At 61.2% G+C, this 23522-nt stretch carries 20 protein-coding genes; 8 read left to right on the forward strand and 12 right to left on the reverse strand.

Annotated features, from left to right (window positions below; genetic code table 11):
* Positions 1 to 2: 2 nt before the first annotated feature.
* Positions 3 to 2198, reverse strand: a complete 2196-nt coding sequence (gene bcsA, locus BLP10_RS08295; RefSeq protein WP_091133233.1) for a UDP-forming cellulose synthase catalytic subunit — start codon at positions 2196 to 2198, stop codon at positions 3 to 5.
* A gap of 175 nt (positions 2199 to 2373) precedes the next feature.
* Positions 2374 to 3333 (reverse strand): cellulose biosynthesis protein BcsN, encoded by a 960-nt coding sequence (gene bcsN / locus BLP10_RS08300; protein WP_091133235.1) that lies wholly within the window; start codon positions 3331 to 3333, stop codon positions 2374 to 2376.
* Positions 3334 to 3693: 360 nt separating this feature from the next.
* Between bcsN and BLP10_RS08305 the strand changes: the two genes are divergently transcribed.
* Positions 3694 to 4881, forward strand: a complete 1188-nt coding sequence (locus BLP10_RS08305) for a multidrug effflux MFS transporter (RefSeq protein ID WP_091133237.1) — start codon at positions 3694 to 3696, stop codon at positions 4879 to 4881.
* On the opposite strand, the gene BLP10_RS08310 is transcribed toward BLP10_RS08305, so the two are convergent.
* On the reverse strand, positions 4872 to 5768 hold the full coding sequence (locus BLP10_RS08310) for a LysR family transcriptional regulator (protein ID WP_091133239.1): 897 nt from the start codon (positions 5766 to 5768) through the stop codon (positions 4872 to 4874). The genes BLP10_RS08305 and BLP10_RS08310 overlap by 10 nt on opposite strands.
* 145 nt (positions 5769 to 5913) lie before the next feature.
* Between BLP10_RS08310 and BLP10_RS08315 the strand changes: the two genes are divergently transcribed.
* The 4 genes from BLP10_RS08315 to BLP10_RS08330 are packed head-to-tail and all read left to right on the forward strand — an operon-like array spanning position 5914 to position 9608.
* Positions 5914 to 7113, forward strand: coding sequence for an acyl-CoA dehydrogenase (locus BLP10_RS08315; RefSeq protein ID WP_091133241.1), 1200 nt, complete (start codon positions 5914 to 5916; stop codon positions 7111 to 7113).
* A gap of 14 nt (positions 7114 to 7127) precedes the next feature.
* On the forward strand, positions 7128 to 7934 hold the full coding sequence (dapB, locus tag BLP10_RS08320; protein ID WP_091133244.1) for a 4-hydroxy-tetrahydrodipicolinate reductase: 807 nt from the start codon (positions 7128 to 7130) through the stop codon (positions 7932 to 7934).
* 4 nt (positions 7935 to 7938) lie between these two features.
* Positions 7939 to 8424 carry a hypothetical protein gene (locus BLP10_RS08325; protein WP_091133245.1) on the forward strand — a complete coding sequence of 162 codons (486 nt, stop codon included), beginning with the start codon at positions 7939 to 7941 and terminating at the stop codon, positions 8422 to 8424.
* Positions 8421 to 9608, forward strand: coding sequence for a CaiB/BaiF CoA transferase family protein (locus tag BLP10_RS08330; protein WP_091133247.1), 1188 nt, complete (start codon positions 8421 to 8423; stop codon positions 9606 to 9608). Before BLP10_RS08325 ends, BLP10_RS08330 begins: the two co-directional genes overlap by 4 nt.
* A 22-nt stretch (positions 9609 to 9630) precedes the next feature.
* Here BLP10_RS08330 and BLP10_RS08335 read toward each other — a convergent pair whose 3' ends face one another.
* Positions 9631 to 10197 (reverse strand): TetR/AcrR family transcriptional regulator, encoded by a 567-nt coding sequence (locus BLP10_RS08335; protein WP_091133249.1) that lies wholly within the window; start codon positions 10195 to 10197, stop codon positions 9631 to 9633.
* Positions 10198 to 10342: 145 nt separating this feature from the next.
* Between BLP10_RS08335 and BLP10_RS08340 the strand changes: the two genes are divergently transcribed.
* Both BLP10_RS08340 and BLP10_RS08345 read left to right on the forward strand, forming a co-directional pair.
* Positions 10343 to 11476 carry an efflux RND transporter periplasmic adaptor subunit gene (locus BLP10_RS08340; protein WP_091133251.1) on the forward strand — a complete coding sequence of 378 codons (1134 nt, stop codon included), beginning with the start codon at positions 10343 to 10345 and terminating at the stop codon, positions 11474 to 11476.
* Between the two features lie 11 nt (positions 11477 to 11487).
* A complete protein-coding gene (locus tag BLP10_RS08345; protein WP_091133253.1) occupies positions 11488 to 14571 on the forward strand; it encodes an efflux RND transporter permease subunit in 3084 nt (1027 codons plus the stop codon).
* A gap of 101 nt (positions 14572 to 14672) precedes the next feature.
* Here BLP10_RS08345 and BLP10_RS08350 read toward each other — a convergent pair whose 3' ends face one another.
* The 7 genes from BLP10_RS08350 to BLP10_RS08380 all read right to left on the reverse strand — a co-directional run bounded on the left by BLP10_RS08350 (position 14673) and on the right by BLP10_RS08380 (position 21805).
* On the reverse strand, positions 14673 to 15131 hold the full coding sequence (locus BLP10_RS08350; RefSeq protein WP_091133255.1) for a Fur family transcriptional regulator: 459 nt from the start codon (positions 15129 to 15131) through the stop codon (positions 14673 to 14675).
* A gap of 201 nt (positions 15132 to 15332) precedes the next feature.
* Positions 15333 to 15743, reverse strand: a complete 411-nt coding sequence (locus tag BLP10_RS08355; protein WP_091133257.1) for a Fur family transcriptional regulator — start codon at positions 15741 to 15743, stop codon at positions 15333 to 15335.
* 165 nt (positions 15744 to 15908) lie between these two features.
* The gene (locus BLP10_RS08360; protein WP_091133259.1) at positions 15909 to 17084 is read right to left on the reverse strand and encodes a Gfo/Idh/MocA family protein; all 1176 of its coding nucleotides are present in this window, start codon (positions 17082 to 17084) and stop codon (positions 15909 to 15911) included.
* Positions 17085 to 17097: 13 nt separating this feature from the next.
* Positions 17098 to 18156 carry a sugar phosphate isomerase/epimerase family protein gene (locus tag BLP10_RS08365; RefSeq protein ID WP_091133261.1) on the reverse strand — a complete coding sequence of 353 codons (1059 nt, stop codon included), beginning with the start codon at positions 18154 to 18156 and terminating at the stop codon, positions 17098 to 17100.
* A gap of 118 nt (positions 18157 to 18274) precedes the next feature.
* The gene (locus BLP10_RS08370; RefSeq protein WP_091133263.1) at positions 18275 to 19225 is read right to left on the reverse strand and encodes a substrate-binding domain-containing protein; all 951 of its coding nucleotides are present in this window, start codon (positions 19223 to 19225) and stop codon (positions 18275 to 18277) included.
* 64 nt (positions 19226 to 19289) lie between these two features.
* On the reverse strand, positions 19290 to 20288 hold the full coding sequence (locus BLP10_RS08375) for an ABC transporter permease (RefSeq protein WP_091133265.1): 999 nt from the start codon (positions 20286 to 20288) through the stop codon (positions 19290 to 19292).
* On the reverse strand, positions 20285 to 21805 hold the full coding sequence (locus BLP10_RS08380; RefSeq protein ID WP_091133267.1) for a sugar ABC transporter ATP-binding protein: 1521 nt from the start codon (positions 21803 to 21805) through the stop codon (positions 20285 to 20287). The genes BLP10_RS08375 and BLP10_RS08380 overlap by 4 nt, the downstream gene beginning before the upstream one ends.
* A gap of 275 nt (positions 21806 to 22080) precedes the next feature.
* On the opposite strand from BLP10_RS08380, the gene BLP10_RS08385 reads away from it, so the two are divergent.
* The gene (locus BLP10_RS08385; protein ID WP_091133269.1) at positions 22081 to 23199 is read left to right on the forward strand and encodes a LacI family DNA-binding transcriptional regulator; all 1119 of its coding nucleotides are present in this window, start codon (positions 22081 to 22083) and stop codon (positions 23197 to 23199) included.
* Here the strand turns inward: BLP10_RS08385 and BLP10_RS08390 are convergent.
* A complete protein-coding gene (locus BLP10_RS08390) occupies positions 23139 to 23519 on the reverse strand; it encodes a hypothetical protein (RefSeq protein ID WP_091133271.1) in 381 nt (126 codons plus the stop codon). The two genes, BLP10_RS08385 and BLP10_RS08390, sit on opposite strands and share 61 nt — an antisense overlap.
* Positions 23520 to 23522: the final 3 nt, after the last annotated feature.

Raw genomic sequence — 23522 nt, forward strand, 5'->3', positions numbered from 1 at the left:
CTCTATTTAGCAGCCGATGCAATCGACGGAACCGGCGATTTGGACGTGCCGATCCGTTGCAGGCCGAAGAGATAGGAAAGGCCTCGTCCCGTCTGGTAGAGGGAGACCATGAAGAACCACAATGTGCCGCGCAGCACGCCGATATCTTGATGGCGGCGCTTCTGGAATGCGCTCCACTGATCGGCATCTGCGAACACGAGATCGGCCACGAGCCTGTGGTGTTCAGGCTTGTCGATCAGGAAGCGGCAACCCAGGAGCAGTCCATTGTCATCCATGCCCACCTTGCGGATCTCGACCGGCATCGTCTGCACAGGCAGATCGGCGTGGGGCATGAACTCAAGGGTGCCGAGCGCGCCCTTCTTGAGAGTGGGCTCGTTGGAGGGCGCCACATGCAACCTCGCGCCGCCTACCGAGATGTCGCGCACCGAAGCCTCGATGACTTCATCGCCAAACAGGAAGCGGCAGACGCGATCCGTGCGCACGCGATGGCTCATGCGTCGCGAGGCGCGCTCTGATACGACGCCCAGCGCGCAGCCTGCGATGATGAGGTTGAGCACGTTCCATGCGCCCGTCACCAGCGTCAGATCGGCCTTGTAGGGCTCCAGCCATACGCGCACGCCGGTGGCGACAACGCCCAGGAGCAGGATGCCGAAAATGATGAAATAGGGCATTCCGAGTTCCGAGACCCGGCTCTCGAGCATGGATTCGCCCTTGGACGTGACCTTGAAGGTCGGCTTCCTGGGATTGGCGATCACCGATATGATGGCGGGAAGCAGATAGATCGTCTGAATGTACTCGTAGAGATCCGAGATCCAAGGCCAGCGGTAACGGCCGTACAGATAGTTCTGCATCATGAAGTTCACCATCATATAAGTGAACGTATAGGCCAGGAACTCGCCGCCCGATGCGGTAAAGATCTCCAGCGAGAAGAACAGATAGCAGAGCGGCGAGAGCAGGAAGGCGAAGCGCGAGAACGGGAAGAGCCAGAACAGGGTGCTCGACATGTAGGCCAGGCGCTGGGTGAGCTTCAGCCCGCGTTTCAAGGGAGGAAAGCGGAAGCTCAGGATCTGCATCATGCCCTGCGCCCAGCGCGAGCGCTGGCCGATGAAGCTCGCGAAGGTATCGGGCTGAAGGCCTGCGATCAGCGGCTTGTCCACGTACACGCTGCTCCACCCGCGGGAGTGAAGCTCAAGCGCCGTTTCGCAATCCTCTGTAATGCTCAGGCCGCTGAACCCATTCGTTTCCTGCAAGGCTTCGCGCCGGAGCACGGCAGCCGAACCGCAGAAGAACGCGGCATCCCACTTGTCGAGACCGCGCTGAATGACGCCGTAGAACATCTCGTTCTCCGACGGCATCGTCTGGAAGGTTCCGAGATTGCGCTCGAGCGGGTCGGGATTGATGAAGAAATGGGGCGTCTGGACAAGAAACAGGTTCTTGTCTGCGCTGAAGAAGCCCACGGTTTCTTCCAGGAAGCTGCGTGTTGGCGCGTGGTCTGCGTCGAACACGGCCACGAGATCGCCGGTTGAATTTTCAAGCCCGTTGTTGAGGTTGCCGGCCTTGGCATGCAGGTTGCGGGCGCGGGTGAGATACTTGACGTCGAGTGCCGCGCAGAGGGTCTGAAGTTCGGCGCGGCGGGCGCGGGCCGCTTCGGCCGCGTGCGGATTCGCCGAGTTGCATTTCTCATCTGTTCCGCCGTCGTCGAGCAGCCAGACTGTAAACTTGCCGTCCGGATAGTTCATGGCCTTGGCCGCCGCGAGAGTGGTGGCCAGAAGGCTCGCGTCTTCGTTGTAGCTCGGCACGAACACGTCGACGGTCGGCAGGTTATGCGGGTCGATTTTGGGCGGCTTGCGCGACGGCATCGGGCTCGACACCACGAAGAGGCTCAAGAAGAGCATCATCACGCTGTACATCTCGGCGATGTACAACAAGATGGCAGGGATAAAGCTCGCGATCTCCGTGATCGGGGGAATTGTGCTCGTGGTACGCCAGAACACGTAGCGCAGAACGATGGCCGTGCCGAGCGAGAGGGCAATGATCCGCCATACCCCTTGCGCGCGGAAAAACTTCAGCACAATCATGCAGGCCACAACGACGAGGCCGGCCACCAAGTGAGTCTGAAGGCTAATGGGAAGGGCGACCAGCAGGACGATGAGCATCGCCGCCACCGCCCATAAGGCTACGAGTGCACCCCTACGCATCGGCGAATGTTCTCAGTCAAGGTTGTTATACGTTAAACCTCACGCATAAGCTAAGAGTTGCTTGAGGTCTATCGGGCTGGATACAATATTGTTCCTGGCGTGTTGGGATTTTTTGTCGCTCTAGTAAACAATACATGTTGTAATGTTATCTAATATCGAGACCGTTTCTTGAGGTTTACTGCGAAGGTGGCGGAGGAACGACTGGATAGCCGGTTTGCGGAGAAGCGGTCGGCTGCTGATATGTTGGGGTCGTCGGCTGGACGGGAGCCGCTGGAATGACCGTATCCTTGTCGATGAGGCGGGTGGAAGGCTCGGCCTGCACCCGGACGCGGCGCTCACGCACAACGGTCGCGGGGGCATCATTGATGCCGAGCGGATAGATCGGCGCATCGATCTCGCCCAGATGGGCGGGCACCCGGGGCGGATCCCCATAGGGATTCCAGGACCCGGACATGTAATAGGCCGAGATTGTGAAGGCATACATGGTGCGCAGGAGTTGCTGCTGTGTCGCAGCCGCATCGCACAGACGCAGGCGGATGGAGATTACCCCGCCCGGCACGAACACGGCCGGTTTGTTGGGCTCGATCCGCTGCCAGGCGTAAAGGCAGACGTCGCCGCTCGCAGAGCGGCCCGTGGCGAAACCGAAGGGCCCGTACTTGTTCTGCACGTAGACGAGCGAGGTCTGCATGTCGATGCCGGGGAGGCGCTCCTCCATCTCCTCCTGGACGCGTTCCTGCATCATGACCGAGGAGGGGAGGCTCAGCACATCGTCCACCTGGGATTGCGGCGGCGCTCCCCCGGTGGCCAGGCTTACATAGAAGGCGTTCTGGCCAGGGGTGAGTGAGGCTGTCGAGAGGGCAATCTCCTGAGAGACCCCGTTCTGGTACTTGCGCTCCAGCACGGCCACGATGGAGGGGCCGCCCGGCGGCGGCACGATGATCGCCCGGGTTGCCGGAACCTCGTTCATGAGCGTGGCAAAACCCAGCTCGGATCTCGTCGTGCAGGCCGTGGTCAGGAGCGACACCGCAAGAAGCGCTGCCGTGGCGGGTTTGCCGAGCCGCCCCCTCGAATCAGAGCGCGTCTCGGGCGCCGAGGCGCCGAATCCGGTCCGATTGGGAGAGAAGGAAAACAGCATGGGCAGGGTCAACTCCTGCGGCCGGCGGGTCCGCTGGGATGAGGGACGTCCCGAAGGGGCAAGTGCCCAAGGGCCGACGCATCCGGTGAATCTTTAACCAGACATGGCCAAACATAGTTAACGAAGGGTAACCATCGGCCCCGATTAGGGATTATTGTCCCTTCAAACTTGAACGGCCGTGCTTGACGCAGGGGCTATGGAGCATAAAAGCAGGGCTCGCGTCCTCCGCCGCGCGGCCTCTGACCGCCGGCCCAGGCTCGCCTTCCAGTCGCTGCCATCGCCCGACATTGCCGTGCCGGACGTTTTATCCATCCCACTTGCTGGAGTGGGACCAAAGACGCCTTTTCGAAAGTCTTTTTCATGAAGTCCGCCTTTTTGCGCAACGCGCTCGTCCTTGGAATGCTGTCCGCCATCGGGCCGTTCGCCATCGACATGTACCTGCCGGCTTTCCCGGCCATCGCCCGCGAGTTCCGGGTTGATGTGAGCGCGGTGCAGATGAGTCTGATGAGCTTCTTCCTGGCGGTGGCCATCTGCCAGCTGGCCTATGGACCGTTGTCGGACCGCTATGGCCGCAAGCCGCCCCTCTATGCGGGCCTCACGCTGTTCGTCCTCGGCAGCATCGGCTGCAGCTATGCCCCGAATGTGGAGGCGCTCATCGCTTTCCGCTTCCTGCAGGGCGTAGGCTCCTGTGCGGCCATGGTCATTCCCAGGGCCATCATTCGCGATCTGCATACGGGCCACGAGGCCGCGCGCCTCATGGCGACCATGATGCTGGTCTTCAGCGTCTCGCCCATTCTGGCGCCGCTCGCAGGCAGCACGCTCACCGAATTCTTCAGCTGGCGTGTCATCTTCTGGACCATTGCGGCCATCGGCATCGGCGGCTTGGCCGTGCTTCTGTTTCTGCTGCCCGAGACGCGGCCAGAGGAGGCGGGTAAGAGGGGCATTCTCCAGGCTTTCTCCACCTACAGAACGCTTCTGAAGGATCGCCGTTTTCTTGGAGTCACCTTCACCGGCGGTTTTAGCCAGGCGAGCTTCTTTGCCTATCTGGCGGGCTCGTCCGTGATCTTCATCGAACATTACGGACTGTCGCCGTCGCATTACAGCATGATCTTCGCGTCGAACGCGATCGCCTTCATCGGCAGCGCGCAGTTCAACAGCGTCTTCATGCGACGCTTCGGTGCGGAGAAACTCGTGCGCACGGCTATTTCCGGCTTCGTCGCCCTTGTCAGTCTGTTGTTCATCCTGACCCTCGCAGGGGTCGATAACGCCTACCTTCTCTGGGGGCTTCTGTTCCTCTCCTTCGGCTGCCTCGGCTATGTCATCCCCTCGACAGCCGTGCTGGCATTGGAGGAGCATGGAACGATTGCCGGTACGGCTTCCGCGCTCATGGGCACGCTGCAGCTCAGCACGGGCGCCGTGATGATTGCGCTGACGAGCGTGCTCTACAACGGAACGTCCCTGTCGATGGTCGGCTGCATCATGTTCTGCGGCTGGATGGCCTTCGCCTTGAGCATGCGGACCTTGAAGGCGAGACGTGTCTATCCCTGATGGGACTCGGCCAGAATCCAATCGCGGAATGAGCGCACCAGAGGCGCTTCCGCCTTGTGCTCGGGATAGACGAGGTAATAGGCGCCAACACTCAGGATGCTGTGCGGGAAAAGGATCTCCAGGCGCCCCGTGGCGAGCTCGTCCGCAATCAGGAAGTGCGGAATGAGGCCAACGCCGAGGCCTGCGGCGGCGGCCTGCGCCACCATGGCGAATTGCTCGAAGCGCGGGCCGCGCATGGGGTTTCCGGCATCCACGTTCACGGTCGCGAACCATTCCGCCCAGGCGGTCGGGCGCGTGCTCTGCTGGAGCAGGGTGGCGCGAGCGAGATCTTCCGGCGCCTTGATCTTTTCGCGCTCACGATAGGCCGGACTGCACACAGGCACGGCCTCTTCCCGCCGCAGCAATTCACAGATCGCGCCGGGCCAATGCGGCTCGCCGAAATGGATCGCAGCATCGAAAGGCTCGGCGGTGAAATCGAAGGGGACGAGGCGAACGCCGAAATTCACCGTCGCGCCGGGATGCCTGGTCATGAAATGCGGAATGCGCGGAATGAGCCAGCGGGTGCCGAACGTCGGCAGGGTCGCGAGGTTCAGGACGCCGCTTGTGCCCGACAGGGCTATCGCCTGATGGGTGGCGTCCGACAGCTCCGTCAGGGTTCCGCGCACCTGCGAGGCGTAAAGGCGGCCCACATCGGTAAGCACCACGCGCTGGCGGGAGCGGCTGAAAAGAGAAACGCCGAGCGAATCCTCAAGCTGCTGGATTTGCCGCGAAACGGCGCTCTGGGTGAGATTCAGTTCCTCGGCCGCGCGGGAGACGCTGCCATGCCGGGCCGTGGCCTCGAAGGCGAGAAGATTGCCGATATTGGGCAGAAAGCCGCGACGGAGCACCAGTTCATTCCGTTTTCGAATAACCTGCTGCGAAGATGTCGCTTTACTTCTCCCCTGTCCAGCGCGATTTTTCGGGCAAAATTCAATAGGTTTATCCGGCGCTCTGGAGGGGTCTCCAGCGCCGTCTCCAAGAGGAATCCTCATCATGGCTGGTGCAAAGCACGAACTCGCGAAGCTCAAGTGGGAAGATCCGCTCCTCCTCGATGAGTTGCTCACCGACGACGAGCGGATGATCCGCGACACGGCCCGCGCCTATGCTCAGGACAAGCTCCTGCCGCGCGTGATCGATGCCTATCGCGAGGAGCGCACGGACCGCGAGATCTTCAACGAGATGGGCGAGCTCGGCCTTCTCGGAGTGACCCTTCCGGAGGATTACGGCTGCGCCGGCGCGTCCTACGTGGCCTACGGCCTCGTCGCCCGCGAGGTGGAGCGTGTCGATTCCGGTTATCGCTCCATGATGAGCGTGCAATCCTCCCTCGTCATGTATCCGATCTATGCCTATGGCTCCGAGGAGCAGCGCCGGAAGTATCTGCCCAAGCTCGCCTCGGGCGAGTTCGTGGGCTGCTTCGGCCTCACCGAGCCGGATGCGGGCTCCGATCCCGCCGGCATGAAGACCCGCGCCCAGAAGATCGACGGCGGCTATCGCCTCACCGGCTCGAAGATGTGGATCCCGAACTCCCCCATCGCCGACGTGTTCGTCGTGTGGGCGAAGTCGGAAGCGCATGACAACGAGATCCGCGGCTTCGTGCTCGACAAGGGCATGAAGGGCCTGTCCGCGCCGAAGATCGGCGGCAAGCTCTCGCTGCGCGCCTCCATCACCGGCGAAATCGTCATGGACGGCGTCGAGGTGGGCGAGGACGCGCTTCTCCCGAACGTCTCGGGCCTCAAGGGTCCGTTCGGCTGCCTCAATCGCGCGCGCTATGGCATCTCCTGGGGTGCGATGGGTGCGGCGGAGGATTGCTGGCACCGCGCGCGCCAGTACACGCTCGACCGCAAGCAGTTCAACAAGCCGCTCGCAGCCACTCAGCTCGTGCAGAAGAAGCTCGCGGATATGATGACCGAGATCACGCTGGGCCTTCACGCCTCGCTTCGCGTCGGTCGCCTCTTCGATGAAGGCCGCATGGCGCCCGAGATGATCTCGCTGGTGAAGCGCAACAATTGCGGCAAGGCGCTCGACATCGCGCGCATCGCCCGCGACATGCACGGCGGCAACGGCATTCAGGAAGAATACCATGTGATGCGCCATGCGCAGAACCTGGAGACGGTGAATACCTATGAGGGCACGCACGACGTGCATGCTCTGATCCTGGGTCGCGCACAGACGGGACTGCAGGCGTTCTTCTAAGAAAGGACAAGGCGATGTCTCTTCGGATCACGCTGGCAGGAGCCACCGGCTGGGTCGGCAAGGCACTGGTGGCTGCGATTGCAGCCTCCGACGATCTGGAGCTCGCAGGCGCGGTCAGCCGCAGCGCTGCGGGGCAGGATGCGGGCGAGGCTGCTGGCCTTCCCCATCTTGGCGTCACGATCAGCGCCACGCTCGAAGAGGCATTGAAGGCACCGTCACACGTGGTGATCGATTACACCAAGCCCAATGTGGTCAAGGCGCACGCCCTGACCGCATTGGCGCATGGCCGCAATGTGGTTGTCGGCACATCTGGTCTTTCGGCGGAAGAATACGCAGAGATCGATGCCGTTGCGCTCAAGGCCCAGCGCGGGGTGCTCGCCGCCGGCAACTTCTCGATCACCGCAACGCTGCTGCGCCGCTTCGCGCTCGAAGCGGCGCGCTTCGTGCCGGATGTGGAAGTGATCGATTATGCTTCCGCCAAGAAACCCGACACGCCTTCCGGCACGGCGAGAGAACTGGCCGAACTCTTGAGCGATGTGCGTCAGCCCGCAACCTCGAAGGCCGTCGATGAACTCGCCGGTGTTCGCGAGACCCGAGGCGGTGCGCTCGGCGCGAGGGAACCTGTGCAGGTTCACTCCCTGCGCATGCCGTCCTTCGTGCTCTCGTGCGAGGCCGTGTTCGGCGCCGATAACGAGCGCCTCGTGATCCGTCACGATGCGGGCTCTTCGGCTGCTCCTTATGTGACCGGAACATTGCTGGCGGCCCGCCGTGTCTCCTCTTTCATCGGATTGAAGCGCGGCCTCGATGCCGTGATGGATTGAGCGCATGAGGCGGTTCGCTGCCATTGCGGATGGAATCACAACGAGAGTTGAAACCTTCAAGGTCGCATCTCTTCTTGTGATTCTCGCTATGGGCTGTGGTGCGGCGTTCGGGGCTGACCGTCCTACTTTGAAAACGCGTGCGTTTGATTGGTTACAGTGGAAGAGTGCTTTGCCTTTCGTCGATCTAGTCATTTCTCCGATGCAACCAACAGATTGGTTGGACGAAAAATACCAATACGCGCCTACGGTTTATGGTCCGAGCACTCATTCTCCGACCAACACGATCTGCTGGCCTGACATGAAAGTCTGTTCGAGCTCGGACCAAGTTCTTTGCGAGGTTGATGTTCTCGATACCCCCGAGGCTCAGGTCGGAAGCGCGAAGGCAGTTAAAACGCAGCAATGCATATCGCAAGAAAACTTGACCCGGTTAGAGAAGGGCGAAGACTTCTTGCGCGGTAAAATCACCTACAGAAAAGGTGCACGTCCTTGACCGAGCAACAAAATCGTCCTCTCTCAGGCCTCAAGGTCCTCGAACTCGCTCGTATTCTCGCTGGTCCCTGGGTCGGTCAACTGCTCGCCGACCTCGGCGCCGATGTGGTGAAGGTGGAGCGTCCGGGCGCGGGCGACGACACGCGCGGGTGGGGGCCTCCCTTCGTGGAGGCGGAGGATGGCGGTGATCTGTCGGCGGCGTACTTCCATTCCTGCAATCGCGGCAAGCGTTCCATCGCCGTCGATTTCGAAAGCGCCGAGGGGCAGGAACTCGTGCGCAAGCTCGCAGCTCACGCCGATGTGGTGATCGAGAATTTCAAGGTCGGCGGGCTGAAGAAATACGGTCTCGACTACGAGAGCCTGAAGGCCGTCAATCCGCGTCTCGTCTACTGCTCCATTACGGGCTTCGGGCAGAACGGCCCCTATGCGGCGCGCGCGGGATACGACTTCATGATCCAGGGCCTTGGCGGCATCATGGATCTGACCGGCGATCCCGACGGCGAGCCGCAGAAGATCGGCGTGGCGTATGTCGACATCTTCACGGGCGTGTATTCGGTGGTCGGCATTCTTGCGGCTCTGCGCCAGCGCGATCAGACCGGCGAGGGCTCGCATCTCGACATGGCGCTCCTCGATGTGCAGACGAGCGTGCTCGCCAATCAGGCGATGAACTATCTTGCCTCCGCCAAGTCGCCGCGCCGCATGGGCAATGCGCATCCTAACATCGTGCCCTATCAGGTGTTCCCGGTGGCTGATGGCCACGTGATCGTGGCGGTGGGCAATGACGGACAGTTCTCCCGCTTCGTCGCTGTGCTCGGCTACCCCGAGCTGGCGCAGGACGAGCGCTTTGCCACGAATGCAGGCCGCGTGCGCCACCGCGCAGAGCTTGTGCCGATTCTGACGAGGCTCACGCTTGAGACGACACGGGATGCTTTGCTGGCAGCGCTTGAAAAGCAGGGGGTGCCGGCTGGCCCCATCAATACGGTCGAGGATGTGTTTGCCGATCCTCAGGTGATCGCGCGCGGCATGAAAATCGATCTGCCTTCAATCGCCGCCAAAGGCGGCGCGATTCCGTCGGTGCGTTCACCCATCGTCATGAACGGAAAGCCGATGGCGGCTGCGCGTCCTTCGCCCCGCCTCGGTGAGCATACGGATGAAGTGTTGAGCGATCCGTCCTGGATGGCTTGAGCAGCCTCAGCATGACGATGCCTTAGGAGGCGATGCCCTTCGTAAGCAGGCGATTGATCGCCTGCACGATCCTCTCGCGGTCCTGATCCGAGAACGGGCTGAGATTGTGCATTTCAAGATTGCTCAGACCTTCGACCGCAAGCCAGCCGAGAAGCGCGGCGTCGTCATCCGAGTCGGATTTGATGCGTTGCAACGTTTCTGAAATGACCTCGCGAACAGGGTCGAGCAGACGCGGATTCTCCGCCGTCGCTACCATCAATCCAGTTGCGATCTCCTGCATCTTGCCGTCACAACACATATTCAGGAGAGTTGTCGTCGCCAGCCGCGCTTCCAGATTAGGTCCGGGCTTAAGCTGCGGGCGCAGGGCTTCTCTGGATTCCGTCACCTGATCGATCATGCGACGGATCATGGCCTGAAGCAGCGCTTCCTTGCTGGGAAAGTTGTAGAGAAGTCCACCTTTGCTGAGCCCGGCGCGCTCGGCCACGGCGTCGAGAGTGAGGCGCCCCGCGCCGATTTCGGAAACAAGCTCTGCAGCCGCGTCGAGAATTTTCTCGCGGGAACTCTTGCGGCCTCGGGCATTTTCCAACATTGACAACTCTTGCAACTAAACCGTCCGGTCGGTATATAAATGATGCCGCGGCATTGGCGTCAAGGGCAAGTTGAGCTAATGCCGCACCTCCATCTTCAATGTCTGTAGCCCGCCCGGCGGGCCTGTAACTTTCTGGAAGAAGTCCATGAAAAGGCGCATCGTCGTCGGCCTCGTTTTCACTCTTACGATCCTGCTCTGTGCTGGGCTGATTTGGTTCAACTTCTTCCGGGACAAGATGATCGCGGACTTCTTCGCCAATATGCAGCCGCCTCCGCAGGCGATCTCTGCGGCCAAGGTTGAGGCGAAGACCTGGACGCCAAGCATCAGCGCCATTGGCACGGCCAAAGCCGCCAACGGCGTCGAACTGGCCTTCGAGACGCCCGGCATCGTCAAGGAAATCAAGTTTAAGGCCAATCAGAGTATCCGCGCAGGCGATATCCTCGTTCAGCTCGACGATACGGTGGAGCGTGCCGACATCCAAGACGTTCAAGCCAACGTGAAGACGGCAGAGAGCTCTTATGAGCGGGCGAGAACCCTTTCGACCCGCGGCTATGGCACGGAAGCCAACCTCGATCAGGCGAGCGCGTTGCTTGCCGCTGCGCGGTCGCGTTTGGCCCGCCTTGAGGCAACACTCGAGCAGAAGGCTTTGAAGGCGCCGTTCTCCGGCGTGATCGGCATTCCGCGCATCGATGTGGGTCAGTATCTGCAGCCCGGTTCCGTCATCGCGAGCTTCCAGGACCTCGATTCCATGAAAGTCGATTTCACGGTTCCCGAGCAGATGGCCGATCAGGTGAAGCTCGGGCAGGAGGTTCGCCTGGGCATGAACGAGACTGACCTGCCCTTCAAGGGGCGTGTGACGGGCAAAGACCCCCGGGTCGATCCGAAGACCCGTCTCGTTTCCGTGCAGGCTCTCATCGAGGACAACAAGGAAAGGTCGATCCTGCCAGGTCAGTTCCTCCATGTAGAGGTCGTCCTGCCGGAGCAGCCCAACGTCATCACCGTGCCACAGACGGCTGTCATCACGAGCCTTTACGGGGATTACGTCTACACGATCGATCAGGAAGAACGGGCAGGCAATCAGGTCCAGGTCGCCAAGCAGGTCTTCGTGAAGACCGGCCGCCGCCGCGGCGGCGTGCTCGAAGTTCTCTCGGGCATCCAGCCGGGTCAGCAGGTTGTGGCTTCAGGCCAGAACAAGCTTCAGTCCGGCGCGACCGTGAAGATCGACAACAGCATTGATGTGACGAAGCTCGACGCGACCAAGCTCGCGAACGGGCAGTAGGCAAAAACGCCATGAGTTTCACAGAGCTTTTTATTCGCCGCCCCGTCTTGTCGATGGTGGTGAGCCTCCTGATCCTGCTGCTCGGCGCACAGGGTCTGATGAACCTGCAGGTGCGTCAGTATCCTGAGGTTCAGGAGACTACGATCACCGTCACCACGGCCTATGTGGGCGCCAGCGCCGATCTGATTCAGGGCTTCATCAGCACGCCCATCGCCAAATCCGTGTCGAGTGCGGAAGGCGTGGACTACGTGACCACGCAGAGCCGCCAGGGCGTGAGCACGGTGTCCGTGCGCATGCGCCTGAACACGGATCCGAACGCCGCACTCACCGAGGTGACCGCCAAGGTGCAGCAGATCCGCGCGCAGCTTCCTTCTGAGGCTGAAGATCCAGTGATCATGAAGGGTACGGGCCAGAGCTTCGCTCTCATGTACATCACCTTCGGCAGCACGGAGATGAACTCCGAGCAGGTCAGCGAATTCCTGACCCGCGTCGTGCAGCCGCGATTTGCAACGCTCGAAGGTGTCGGCAACGCCGAGATCCTCGGCGGGCGTGATTTCGCCATGCGCGTATGGATTGACCCTGTGCGGCTCGCCGCGCGCGGCGTGACGGCTGGCGACGTGGTGCAGGCGATCAACGCCAATAACTTCCTTGCCGCTCCCGGCAAGACCAAGAACGAGTACGTCGCTTATACCCTCGACATGCAGACCACGCTGCAGACGCCCGAGACTTTCGGTGCGCTGCCGATTCGCTCGAACGGCGATCAGGTCGTGCGCCTGCGCGACGTGGCGGATGTGGAACTCGGCCCCAAGAGCACGGACACTATCGTCAGCTTCAATGGCAGCGAGGGTACCTTCATCGGCATCGTGCCGACGCCGTCGGCCAACCCGCTCACGGTGGCCGACGAGGTGACGAGGGCCATTGAATCGATCCGTCCGACCCTGCCCAAGGGCATGACCGTCGAGATCGTCTACGATGCCTCGAACTTCATCTCCGCTTCCATCGAAGAGGTCTTCAAGACCATCGGTGAGGCGGCCCTCATCGTCGTGGTGGTGATCCTGCTGTTCCTGGGCTCCTTCCGCTCGGTGCTGATCCCGGTCGTCACGATTCCGCTCTCGCTCATCGGCGTGTGCTTCTTCCTTTACGCGCTGGGTTATTCGATCAACCTCCTGACCCTGCTCGCCATGGTGCTGGCCATCGGTCTCGTGGTCGACGACGCCATCGTGGTGCTGGAGAACATCCACCGCCATATTGAGGAGGGACTCAAACCCGTCGATGCTGCCATCGTGGGCATGAAGGAGATCTTCCTTCCCATCGTCTCGATGACCATCACGCTCGCGGCGGTCTATGCGCCCATCGGCTTCACCACCGGCTTGACGGGTTCCCTCTTCCGCGAATTTGCCTTCACGCTGGCAGGCGCAGTGATCATCTCAGGCATCGTCGCTGTGACGCTTTCGCCGATGATGTCCTCGAAGCTGTTGAAGTCGCATGGCTCGCAGAGCCGCTTCGCAGCTTTCGTCGACCGCACCTTCACACGGCTCGAGAACTGGTATGCGCGACGCCTCAAGGGCTCGCTCGATTATCGCGCCGTCACGCTCGTGATCGTTGCGGTCCTGCTCGGCACCACGGCCTTCCTCTTCATGAAGACCAACTCCGAGCTGGCTCCGGAAGAGGATCAGGGCGCCTATCTCGGTATCTTGAACGTGCCGAAATACGCCACGGCCGAGTACACGCAGGCTTTCTCCAAGCAGTTCACGAACGCGGCCGAGAAAATCCCTGAGATCGATGACAGCTTCCTCATCGTCGGCATCGACGGCGGCGGCGGCGGCTTCTTCGGCTTCAAGCTCAAGGAATGGAGCGAGCGTGAGAAGAAGGGCGAGGCCACCAAGCAGGACATTCAGAACCTTCTGAATGAGAACGCAGGCGTTCAGGCGTTCGCATTCGCACCTCCGTCCCTGCCTGGCGGCGGCGACGGCCTGCCGATCCAGTACGTGCTGCGCACCATCGGCGATTCCTCTCAGGCCTATGAGGTCGCAGAGGAGATCCGCAAACGGGCGATGAAGTCCGGCAAGTTCATCGTGGTGCAGAACTCGATCTCCTACGAGACGCCCCGCGCTCGCATCGTCATCGATCGCGACCGTGCGGCCGCGTTGGGTGTGCAGGTGTCAGAGATCGGCAACACGCTAGGTGCGCTCGTCGGTGGCGCTTCGATTTCGAAGTTCGACCGGGACAACCGCAGCTATGACGTTGTCAGCCAGGTGCGCCAGCAAGATCGCCTGAATCCTGAGCGTCTGGCCGAGTACTACGTGCGTGCTTCCGATGGTTCGATGGTGCCGCTCTCCGCGCTCGTCAGCATCAAGACGGATGCAGCTCCGGCGGTCATCGAGCAGTTCAACCAGCTCAACTCGGCGACCGTATCGGCGCTGCCCCTGCCGGGCGTGACGACTTCGGAAGGCTTGGCAACCCTGCGCTCCATCGCGCAGGAGGTCATGCCTCAGGGCTTCTATGTCGATTATGCCGGTCAGTCGCGCCTCGAGGTACAGGAGGGAAGCTCCATCTTCCTCGCTTTCGGCCTTGCCATCATCGTGATCTATCTGGTGCTGGCGGCGCAGTTCGAGAGCTTCCGCGATCCGTTCATCATCATGATGTCGGTTCCTCTTTCCATGTTCGGCGCCATGATCTTCCTCAACCTCGGTCTGGCGACGCTCAACATCTACACGCAGGTGGGTCTGATCACCCTGGTGGGTCTGATCACGAAGCACGGCATTCTGATGGTGGAGTTCGCCAACGAGCTGAAGGAGAAGCATGGCGTGAGCAGCCGCGAGGCCATCGAGGAGGCGGCTCGTGTCCGTCTGCGCCCGATCCTCATGACCACGGCGGCCATGGTGCTCGGCGTCGCTCCGCTGCTCTATGCGAGCGGCGCAGGCGCGGCGGCCCGCTTCTCCATGGGCCTCGTGATTGCATCGGGCATGTCCATCGGCACGATCTTCACGCTCTTTGTGGTGCCGATGTTCTACACCTACATCTCCAAGGAGACGGTGCGCAGCGAAAAGAGGAGCGAAGAACACGCTCCCCGCCAGGCATACGCCGCAGAATAAAAACGAAAGGCCGGGCAGAGATGCCCGGGCATTTCACATTCCCCAAACAAGAGGCGGAGGCGCTGGGCGCCTCCGCCTTTTTCCTGGTCCTCTTTATTGTTTTAGGCCTGGCGGGTCAGTTCGCCTTCAACTTCCATGAAAGGCGAGACCGACTTGAAGCCTGCCTGCTCTGCAGCCTTGCGGACTGCATCGGCCACTTCCGTGGAATGAACCTCAATGGTTTCGCCGGTCTTGGAATCCACGAACATGATCTTCATGGCGTTCACTTCCGGCTGGCCGTGGGACACCACATAGGAGTTCTGCGTGGCGAGGCGGTGAACGAGGCCGGCATCGCGCAGGAAGTCGAGAGCGCGATAGATCGTGACCGGAGCCAGACGCTTCTTGTCGCTGCTGAGGCGGTCGACGAGGTCATAGGCACCCACCGGCCCTCCGCTCTGAACGAGCTCGCGATAAACGCGCTCGCGGATGGGCGTCAGGCGAAGGTTGTTCTGACGGCAGAGGTCGTCCGCGCGACGGAGGAGGTTGTCTTCTTCTTCTTTTCTGAGGGCTCTTGTGCTCATAGGCCACGCTCCTGTTATTTCAAAACCTATATATTCATATAGGCTAAGTGCCGCCTGAACAATGTGTTATCGTTGCAATAAGCCTTTGCAATTACGCATATTACGCAGGGTAAGTTGGCGAATTGGCAGACGAATTCCCTAAAACAGCACTTAATGCACTGTAGTAACGTTTAAATTGGGGCAGAGTTCCAAGTTGTAACGTCACTTCGAGCACGATTCGCAAAGGCCGCGAATCTCAACGGTAACCTTCTTTGAGCAGAAGGAATTGTCGTCGCTCCACTGGGTCAGCCGATCATTAATGCTCTGATCGCTGAATTCCGTAACGAGCCCGCAGCTCTCGCAGATGGCGAAGGCCGCCATCTCATGGTGGTGGGGGTGCTTGCAGGCAACGTAGGCATTGACGCTCTCGAGCCGATGAGCCAGCCCCTTCTCGATGAGCTTGTCGAGAGAGCGATAAACCGTAGGCGGCGTGACCGCGCCCTTCGCCCGCATCTTGTCCAGCACCTCATAGGCCGAGAGAGGATTTTGAGCAGCCGTCAGGATCCGGTGAACACGCTTTTGCGTATCGTTCAACTCCTCGAGAGCCTGATGATGATGGTGGTGCTCGGCCATGACGGGTCGGGTTTCCTAAGGGGGCTAGGTCGCCCTTATACGTCATGATTGTAGGGATGATTTCAAGGCATAGAGCGTGGCTCTGTGATGATAGGGCACATCTCGATGCTGGATAGTCCCGCTGTCCCGCCTTGTTCGGCGAGACAGCGGATTGTCGGATGCCTGTTACACGTCCACCCAGGCAGCCTTGTTCTGTGAGGACCGCACTGCCGCATCGATGAAACGCACACCGCGCACGCCATGCTCGACATTCGGAACCTGCAGGGAGAAGGGATTGGGCTCACGACCTTCGATACGCGCAGCAATCTGCTCTGCGATATCAGCGTAGAGCTGGGCAAAGCCTTCTAGGTAGCCTTCGGGATGCCCGCCGGGAATACGGGAGGCCGCCCGCGACACGTCATTGGCGCCATAGCCGTTGCGGCGGATGATCCGGGGCGGCTCTCCGAGCGGGGAGAACAATAGCGCGTTCGGATTTTCCTGTTCCCATTCGAGGCCTGCCTTGTCGCCATAGACACGAATCCGCAGGCCGTTCTCCAGGCCGGACGCCACTTGGCTGCACCAGAGCATGCCCTTCGCGCCGGAAGCGAAGCGCAGCATCATATGGGCATTGTCGTCGAGCCTGCGGCCCTGGACGAAGGTGTGCAGTTCGGCAGACAAGGACGCAACCTCGTCGCCGACGATGAATTCGGCAAGATTGAAGGCGTGCGTGCCGATATCGCCAACGGCTCCCGCAGGGCCCGAACGGGACGGGTCCGTACGCCACTCGGCCTGCTTGCTGCCGGTCTCCTCGACGCGCGTGGCGAGCCAGTCCTGCGCATATTCCACCTGCACGACGCGGATCGTGCCGAGTTCGCCTTCCGCAACCATGGCGCGGGCCTGCCGCACCAGCGGATAGCCGGTGTAATTGTGGGTGACGGCGAAGATCAGGCCCGACTCGCGGGCAAGCTGCGCCAGCCTGTCTGCCTCCTGCACGGTGGTGGTGAGAGGCTTGTCACAGATCACATGGATGCCGGCTTTCAGGAACGCTTCGGCTACGGCGGCATGGGCGTGGTTGGGGGTGACAATGGCAACGGCATCGATGCCGTCCTCCCGATCCGCCTCGCGCTGGGCCATTTCGTGGAGGTTGCCATAATTGCGGTCGGACGGCAGAAGAAGATCCTCGCCTGAAAGACGTGCTCGTTCCGGGTCGGACGAGAGGGCGCCTGCCACCAACTCCCATCGATCGTCGAGACGGGCGGCGATGCGGTGCACGGCCCCGATGAAGGCGCCGCGTCCGCCGCCCACCATGCCGAGGCGAAGGCGGCGGTTGAGTTTCTGATCGCGTGATCCTGCAATGGTCATGGCGTCACCTCGCTCAAGAGCCGATGCCGAGAAGACGGCGGTTGGCTGCCTCATCCGTTCCGCCGGCTGCGAAGTCGTCGAAGGCTTTTTCTGTCACGCGGATGATATGCGCCTTGATGAACTCCGCGCCCTCCCGCGCGCCGTCCTCGGGATGCTTGATGGCGCATTCCCATTCAAGCACGGCCCAGGAATCGTAATCGTATTGTGCGAGCTTCGAGAAGATGGCGCCGAAATCCACCTGCCCATCACCGAGCGAGCGGAAGCGCCCGGCGCGGTTGATCCAGCTCTCGTACCCGCCATAGACACCGACCCGGCCCGATGGATTGAACTCCGCGTCCTTGGCATGAAACGCCTTGATGCGCTCATGGTAGAGATCGATGAAGGCGACGTAGTCGAGTTGCTGCAGCAGGAAGTGGCTCGGGTCGTAGTTGATGCAGGCGCGGTTGTGCCCGCCGACCGCATCCACGAAGCGCTCGAAGGTTGCGCCGTCGTGAATGTCTTCGCCCGGGTGGATCTCGTAGCAGACGTCGCAATCGGCATCCTCATAGGCATCGAGGATCGGCTTCCAGCGCCGACCCAATTCCTCGAACGCCGTCTCGATGAGGCCTGCCGGACGCTGTGGCCAGGGATAGACGAAAGGCCATGCGAGCGCGCCTGAGAAGGTGACGCTCGCTTTCAGGCCGAGGCGCTTCGAGGCTCTCGCCGCCATCATCATCTGCTCGACGGCCCAGGCCTGACGGACTTTCGGATTGCCGCGTACTTCCGGGGCCGCGAAGCCGTCGAAGGCTTCATCGAAGGCCGGATGGACGGCCACGAGCTGCCCCTGAAGATGCGTGGAAAGTTCCGTGATCTCCAGCCCATGGGAGCGGACGATGCCTTGGATTTCATCGCAATAGCCATCCGACTCGGCCGCTTTCTTCAGATCGATGAGGCGTGCGTCCCAGGTGGGAAGCTGAACGCCCTTGTAGCCGAGGGAGGCTGCCCACCGGCAGATGGAATCGAGCGAGTTGAACGGCGCTTCGTCGCCTGCGAATTGAGCGAGGAAGAGGCCGGGGCCCTTCATGGTTTTCATGGATGAACTCCCGAGATGCGGCTGCAGAAGAGGACGAACAGGCAAGGGAAAGCCGCTCGCCTGACAAGCGACTTGCCGTTGCCTCGCCCCCGTGAAGAGGGCGAGGTTTTCCAGCCGGTTAGAATGGCGAGTCGGGGAAGTAGTGGTTCTTCGCGTTGTCCTTGGTGATCAGCTCTGCATTGAGCACGTAGGTGCCGCGCATGGGCGCATTGGAGTAAAAATGCGCTGCGGTGACGCCCATGGCCGTGGAGATCATCGACGGCGGGTAGGACACGTCGGCGGGGATCATCTTGTCCCCGTCCATGACCTTCTTGACCATGTCCTTCATGCCGGCGCCGCCGAGCACGAACTTGATGTCCTCGCGCTTGGCTTGGCGGATCGCTTCCATGATGCCGAGCGCCATGTCGTCGTCGGACGCCCACACGGCGTCGATCTTCGGATGCTTGGACAGGAAGTCCTGCATCACCTTGAATGCGTCGTCGCGATTCCAGTTGGCGTATTGCTTGTCGATCACCTTGACGCCGGAGCCTTCGAGAGCCTTCTCGAAGTTGGAGACGCGCTCCTCGTCGATCACGGTCGGAATGCCGCGGAAGACGACGACGTTGCCCTGCTTGAGATTATCGACGAAGTACTTGCCTGCCACACGGCCGAACTCCGGGTTGTTGCCGGCCACATAGATGTCCTGGATCGACGGATCCTTTAGGCCGCGATCGACGATGGTGACGAAGGTGCCGCGCTTCTTGATCTCGCGCATGGGGTTCGTCAGCTCGTCCGAGTTGAACGGCAGAACTACGAGAGCGTCCACCTTCTGCGAGGTGAGGTCATCGAGGGCATTCGCCTGGGATGCGCCATCCGGTGAGGTTTTCACGATCACTTTCAGGCCGGGATAGCCTTTCTCGAGAGCCTTGGCGGTTTCCTGAGCGTGATAGACGACGCCACCGGTCCAGCCGTGGGTGGCGGCTGGGATCGAGACGCCGATCGTCACGTTCTTCTGCTGGGCCATCGCGCCGGTCGCTACGCCCATGGTGAGGCCTGCCGCGAGAGCGATCTTCAGAGCCGTTGCTTTCATCCGTTCCTCCCTAGAGGGTTGTTTTGAGCCCAAGAGTTTCTGGCCGGTGGGCTTTGTTCCGGCTTCATCGCCCGCGGTGGACTGACCGCTGCAAGAGCATGGCGATAATGATGATGGCGCCTTGAACCGCTCCTACGAGAAACTCGGAGACGAAGTTCGACAGCACCATGATATTGGCGACGAGTTCCAGGATGATGGCGCCGACCACCGTGCCCCAGATGCGGCCCACGCCGCCTTTGAGCGCCGTGCCGCCGATGACCACGGCGGTGATGGCCTGAAGCTCCCAGAGCAGGCCGGTAGTGGGCGTCGCCGAGCCGAGGCGCGGGACGTAAACCAGCACCGCGATGCCGACGCAGATGCCCTGGATGATGTAGGTGAGCGTACGCACGCGCCAGATCGGCACGCCGGAATAGCGTGCGACGTCTTCGTTGGAGCCGAGCGCCACCACATGGCGGCCGAACGACGTGCGGTAGAGGATGAGCGCGCCGATTGCGGCGACCACCAAGAAGGCGATGATCGGAACGGGAATGCCGAAGACGCTCCCGAAATAGACCGGGCGATAGAGCTCGCGCAGCTCGAAATTGCGCATGGTGATGGTGCCGCCCGCTGCCAGCCAGATGACGAGCGAGCGGTAGATGCCCATGGTGCCGAGCGTGACAATGAAGGGCTCTATTCGCCCGAAGGTGACGATGAGGCCGTTGGCCAGGCCGCAGGCCGCGCTGAGCGCGATGGCGGCGAGCATGCCGAGAGCGAGCGTGCCCATGTCGCCCGCACCGAGTGAATTCAGCGTCAGGATCATCACACCTGCGGTGAGAGCCGCCATGGAGCCCACCGAGAGATCCAGGCCTCCGCCTGCGATCACGAAAGTAGCGCCGACCGCGATGATGGCGATGAAGGCCGAGCGCGTCACTACGTTGAGCAGGTTCGATGCGGTGAGGAAGTCAGGATTGATGAGCGCGCCTGCAATCGCGAGGGCGATGAGCGCGATGAAGGGCGAGAGCGCCCGCATGTCGATGTTGAACTTGCGCTTCTCGGCGCCGGTGCGAAGCACGGTTTCGGTCATGCGTGGCCCGCGGCGATTTCCGCCGCCCTTTCTTCATGAACGCCAGTGGCGAGGTAAACGATGGAATCCTCTGAGAGGTCGGCTTGCGGCACTTCGCCGGCGATGCGTCCGTTGCGCATCACCACGACACGGTGGCAGAGGCCGATCAGCTCCTGCATCTCGGACGATATGACGATGACCGAAAGGCCGTTTTCGGCAAGACCGGCGATGAAGCGATAGATCTGCTCCTTGGTGCCGATGTCCACGCCACGGGTGGGCTCATCGATGATGATGATGCGCGGATTGAGCAGCATCATCTTGGCGAGCAGAAGTTTCTGCTGGTTGCCGCCGGAGAGCTGCCCCGCCAGAAGGTCGCGTGCTCGGGTGCGAATGTCGAAATCCTTGATAGCGCCATCGAGCGCCTTTTCTTCCGCGCCTACGTCGATGAAGGATCCGCGGGTGAACTTGTCGAGGGCGGCCAGGGAGAGATTGACCCTCAGATTCTGCTGAAGAAGCAGGCCTTTGCCCTTACGGTCTTCGGAGAGATAGACGATTCCCGCCGCCATGGCCTCGCGCGCATCGCGGAAATGGACGCTCTTTCCATCGAGAGTGACCGTGCCATGGCCCGACCGAAGGCCGACGATTGCCTCGAAGAGTTCCGTGCGGCCCGCGCCGATCAGCCCGCCGAAGCCGAGAATCTCGCCGCGTTTCAACGTGAAGGAGGCATTCTCCACATAATCGGGCACGGCCATGTCGCTCACAGTGAGAATGACCTGATCCGAGGCTGTCGCAGGCTTGTCGGGATAGAGCTTCGACATGTCGCGCCCGACCATGAGGCGGGCCATTTCGAGTGGCTCCAGACCTTCCATGTCACGCGTCGTGATATGCCGGCCGTCGCGCAGAACCGTCACCCGGTCGGCAATCGCCTTCACTTCGTTGAGGCGATGGGAAATGTAGAGCACGGCGACGCCATGCTCGCGCAGCTTGCGGATGATGGCGAAGAGACTTTCCGCCTCGATAGGCGTGAGAACCGCAGTCGGTTCATCGAAGGCCACGAGCTTGTGGGGCACTAGAAGTGCGCGGGCGATCTGCACGAGCTGCCGATCGGCGATGGAGAGGCGGCGCACTTCTATATCCGGATCAATCCGGGTACCGAGCTCCGCCAGAATGCCCCTCGTCCGCTCGCGCATGGTCCTGTCGTCTACGAAGCCGAAGCGTTTGATCTCGCGTCCGAGGAACAGGTTCTGTGCCACCGTCAGGTCGGGGGCGAGCAGGATTTCCTGATGCACGAGAACGATACCATGGTTCTCGGCATCTACGGGACCGGAAAAGGTGATCGGTTGGCCTTGGAAATGCAGATTGCCCTTGCTAGGCGCAATATGGCCCGAGAGAATGCGCATGAGGGTCGACTTGCCCGCGCCGTTCTCGCCGATGACGGCATGAACTTCCCCAGGCTTCAGGTCGATTGAAATGCCGCTCAGGACCTCGTTGGGTCCGAAGGATTTGGAAATGTTCTCTGCGCGAAGAACGGAATCCATATGCGGCTCCAGGTCAGCGACACCAGGGTAAGAAACACCGTTCGCTGACGCGGGTGCGGCAGCGTTGGTTCAAAGAGATCGAGGGGTAACGGTCAGCAGGATAAAGCGCTTGCTGGCATTCATTTCCTCCGGACTTTTCGGTCGCCCTCTAGCGGGGCGTCATTTATCGAACTAGGAGCATTCCATTCTTTGGCAATGCTTCCATGTAAACGATTACATGGGCACTTTACCGTAACGGCACGTTCTGTCAAACAGAACCAAGGTAGGGGAGGATCATGGACGAAAGCGGGCCTTCGGGCAGGCCGGAGCAGGATGATGCTTCCAGTCATCGCGCGGTGCGCATCCAGGACGTGGCGAAGCTCGCGGATGTCTCGACCGCCACGGTGAGCCGTGCCCTGGCGACACCGGAACGGGTGTCGCCGGAAGCGCGCGCTCGCGTATTCGAAGCTATCGCCAAGACGGGCTACGTGCCCAACCCTGCCGCGCGCTCGCTCCGTTCTCAGAAAACCCACATGGTGCTCGTCGTCCTGCCGGATCTGTCGAACACGTTCTTCTCCAAAATCCTGCGCGGCATCGAAGAGCGGTTGTTCGAGGCAGGCTATGGCATGATCATCAGCGATCTCGACGGTACGCCTGAGAAGGAAGCTCATTTCGCGGCATTCATCGCTGCGGGACGCGTCGATGGGGCCATTCTCCTCAATGGCCACCTGTTCGGCCAGACGCGCATGGGAGGAGGGGCAACCGACAGGACCGGCATCCCGCTCGTCGCCCTCTGCGAGGCGATTCCTTCGGCAGACATTCCTCAGATCGAAATCGACAATCGCGGGGCTGCCAGCCGCATGACGCAGCATCTCGCGTCATTGGGGCATCGCAGCATTGCTTATGTGAGCGGACCGGAGAGCAATATTCTCGAACGGGAGCGTTTCCTGGGATATCAGGATGGGCTGAAAGCAGCAGGTCTGCCATTCGACCCTGGTTTGGTACTGCCAGGAGATTACACGATCGAGGCCGGGGTGGCGGCGGGGCAGAACTTGGCCGCCCGTTCAACCCGTCCGAGCGCCGTGTTCTGCACCAGCGATGAAATGGCTATCGGTCTCATACGCACGCTCTTGTCTGCGGGCTTGAGAGTTCCGGGAGATATCTCCGTCGCGGGGTTCGACGACATTGAATTCGCGGCTGTTGCCGAGCCTGCCCTGACCACGATTCATCAGCCGCGGCGAGAGCTAGGGCAGGCGGCCGCCTCCGTTCTCATCGATCTCCTGCAGGGGCGCCCATCACCCAAGCGGATCCGGCTAGATACGGATTTGGTGCTTCGCGACAGCGTAGCGCCGCCTCAGAACATGCTGAAGGCACCGGCAAAGACCACGAGAACCAGAGCGATGAAGCCCACATAGGCATAGAGCGCCTTGCGCGAGTGCTGGTGAGCGTAGCTGTCCCTGTCATTGGCGTTCTGCCAGCGGTCTACGGTCTCCTGACGTCGAGCGAGATCCACCTGATCCGCACTCGGCGAAACGCCGCCCGCTTCGTCGTCCGTACCGAGCGGCGACAATCCTGGATCGAACACTTCGTTCTTGTCGCCCGTGCGCCCGCTGTTGATGTCTCCCTTCAGCTGCGCTGAAGTCGAGCCCGCGTTCATGGGCGGCGCATCCATCGGCCTGATCGTGTGCGTGCGCGGAATGTCTCTGTGATTAGGGTTGTCTGAGCGGGTCGTCATCAA

The organism is Microvirga guangxiensis, from assembly GCF_900102135.1.
Lineage (GTDB): Bacteria > Pseudomonadota > Alphaproteobacteria > Rhizobiales > Beijerinckiaceae > Microvirga > Microvirga guangxiensis.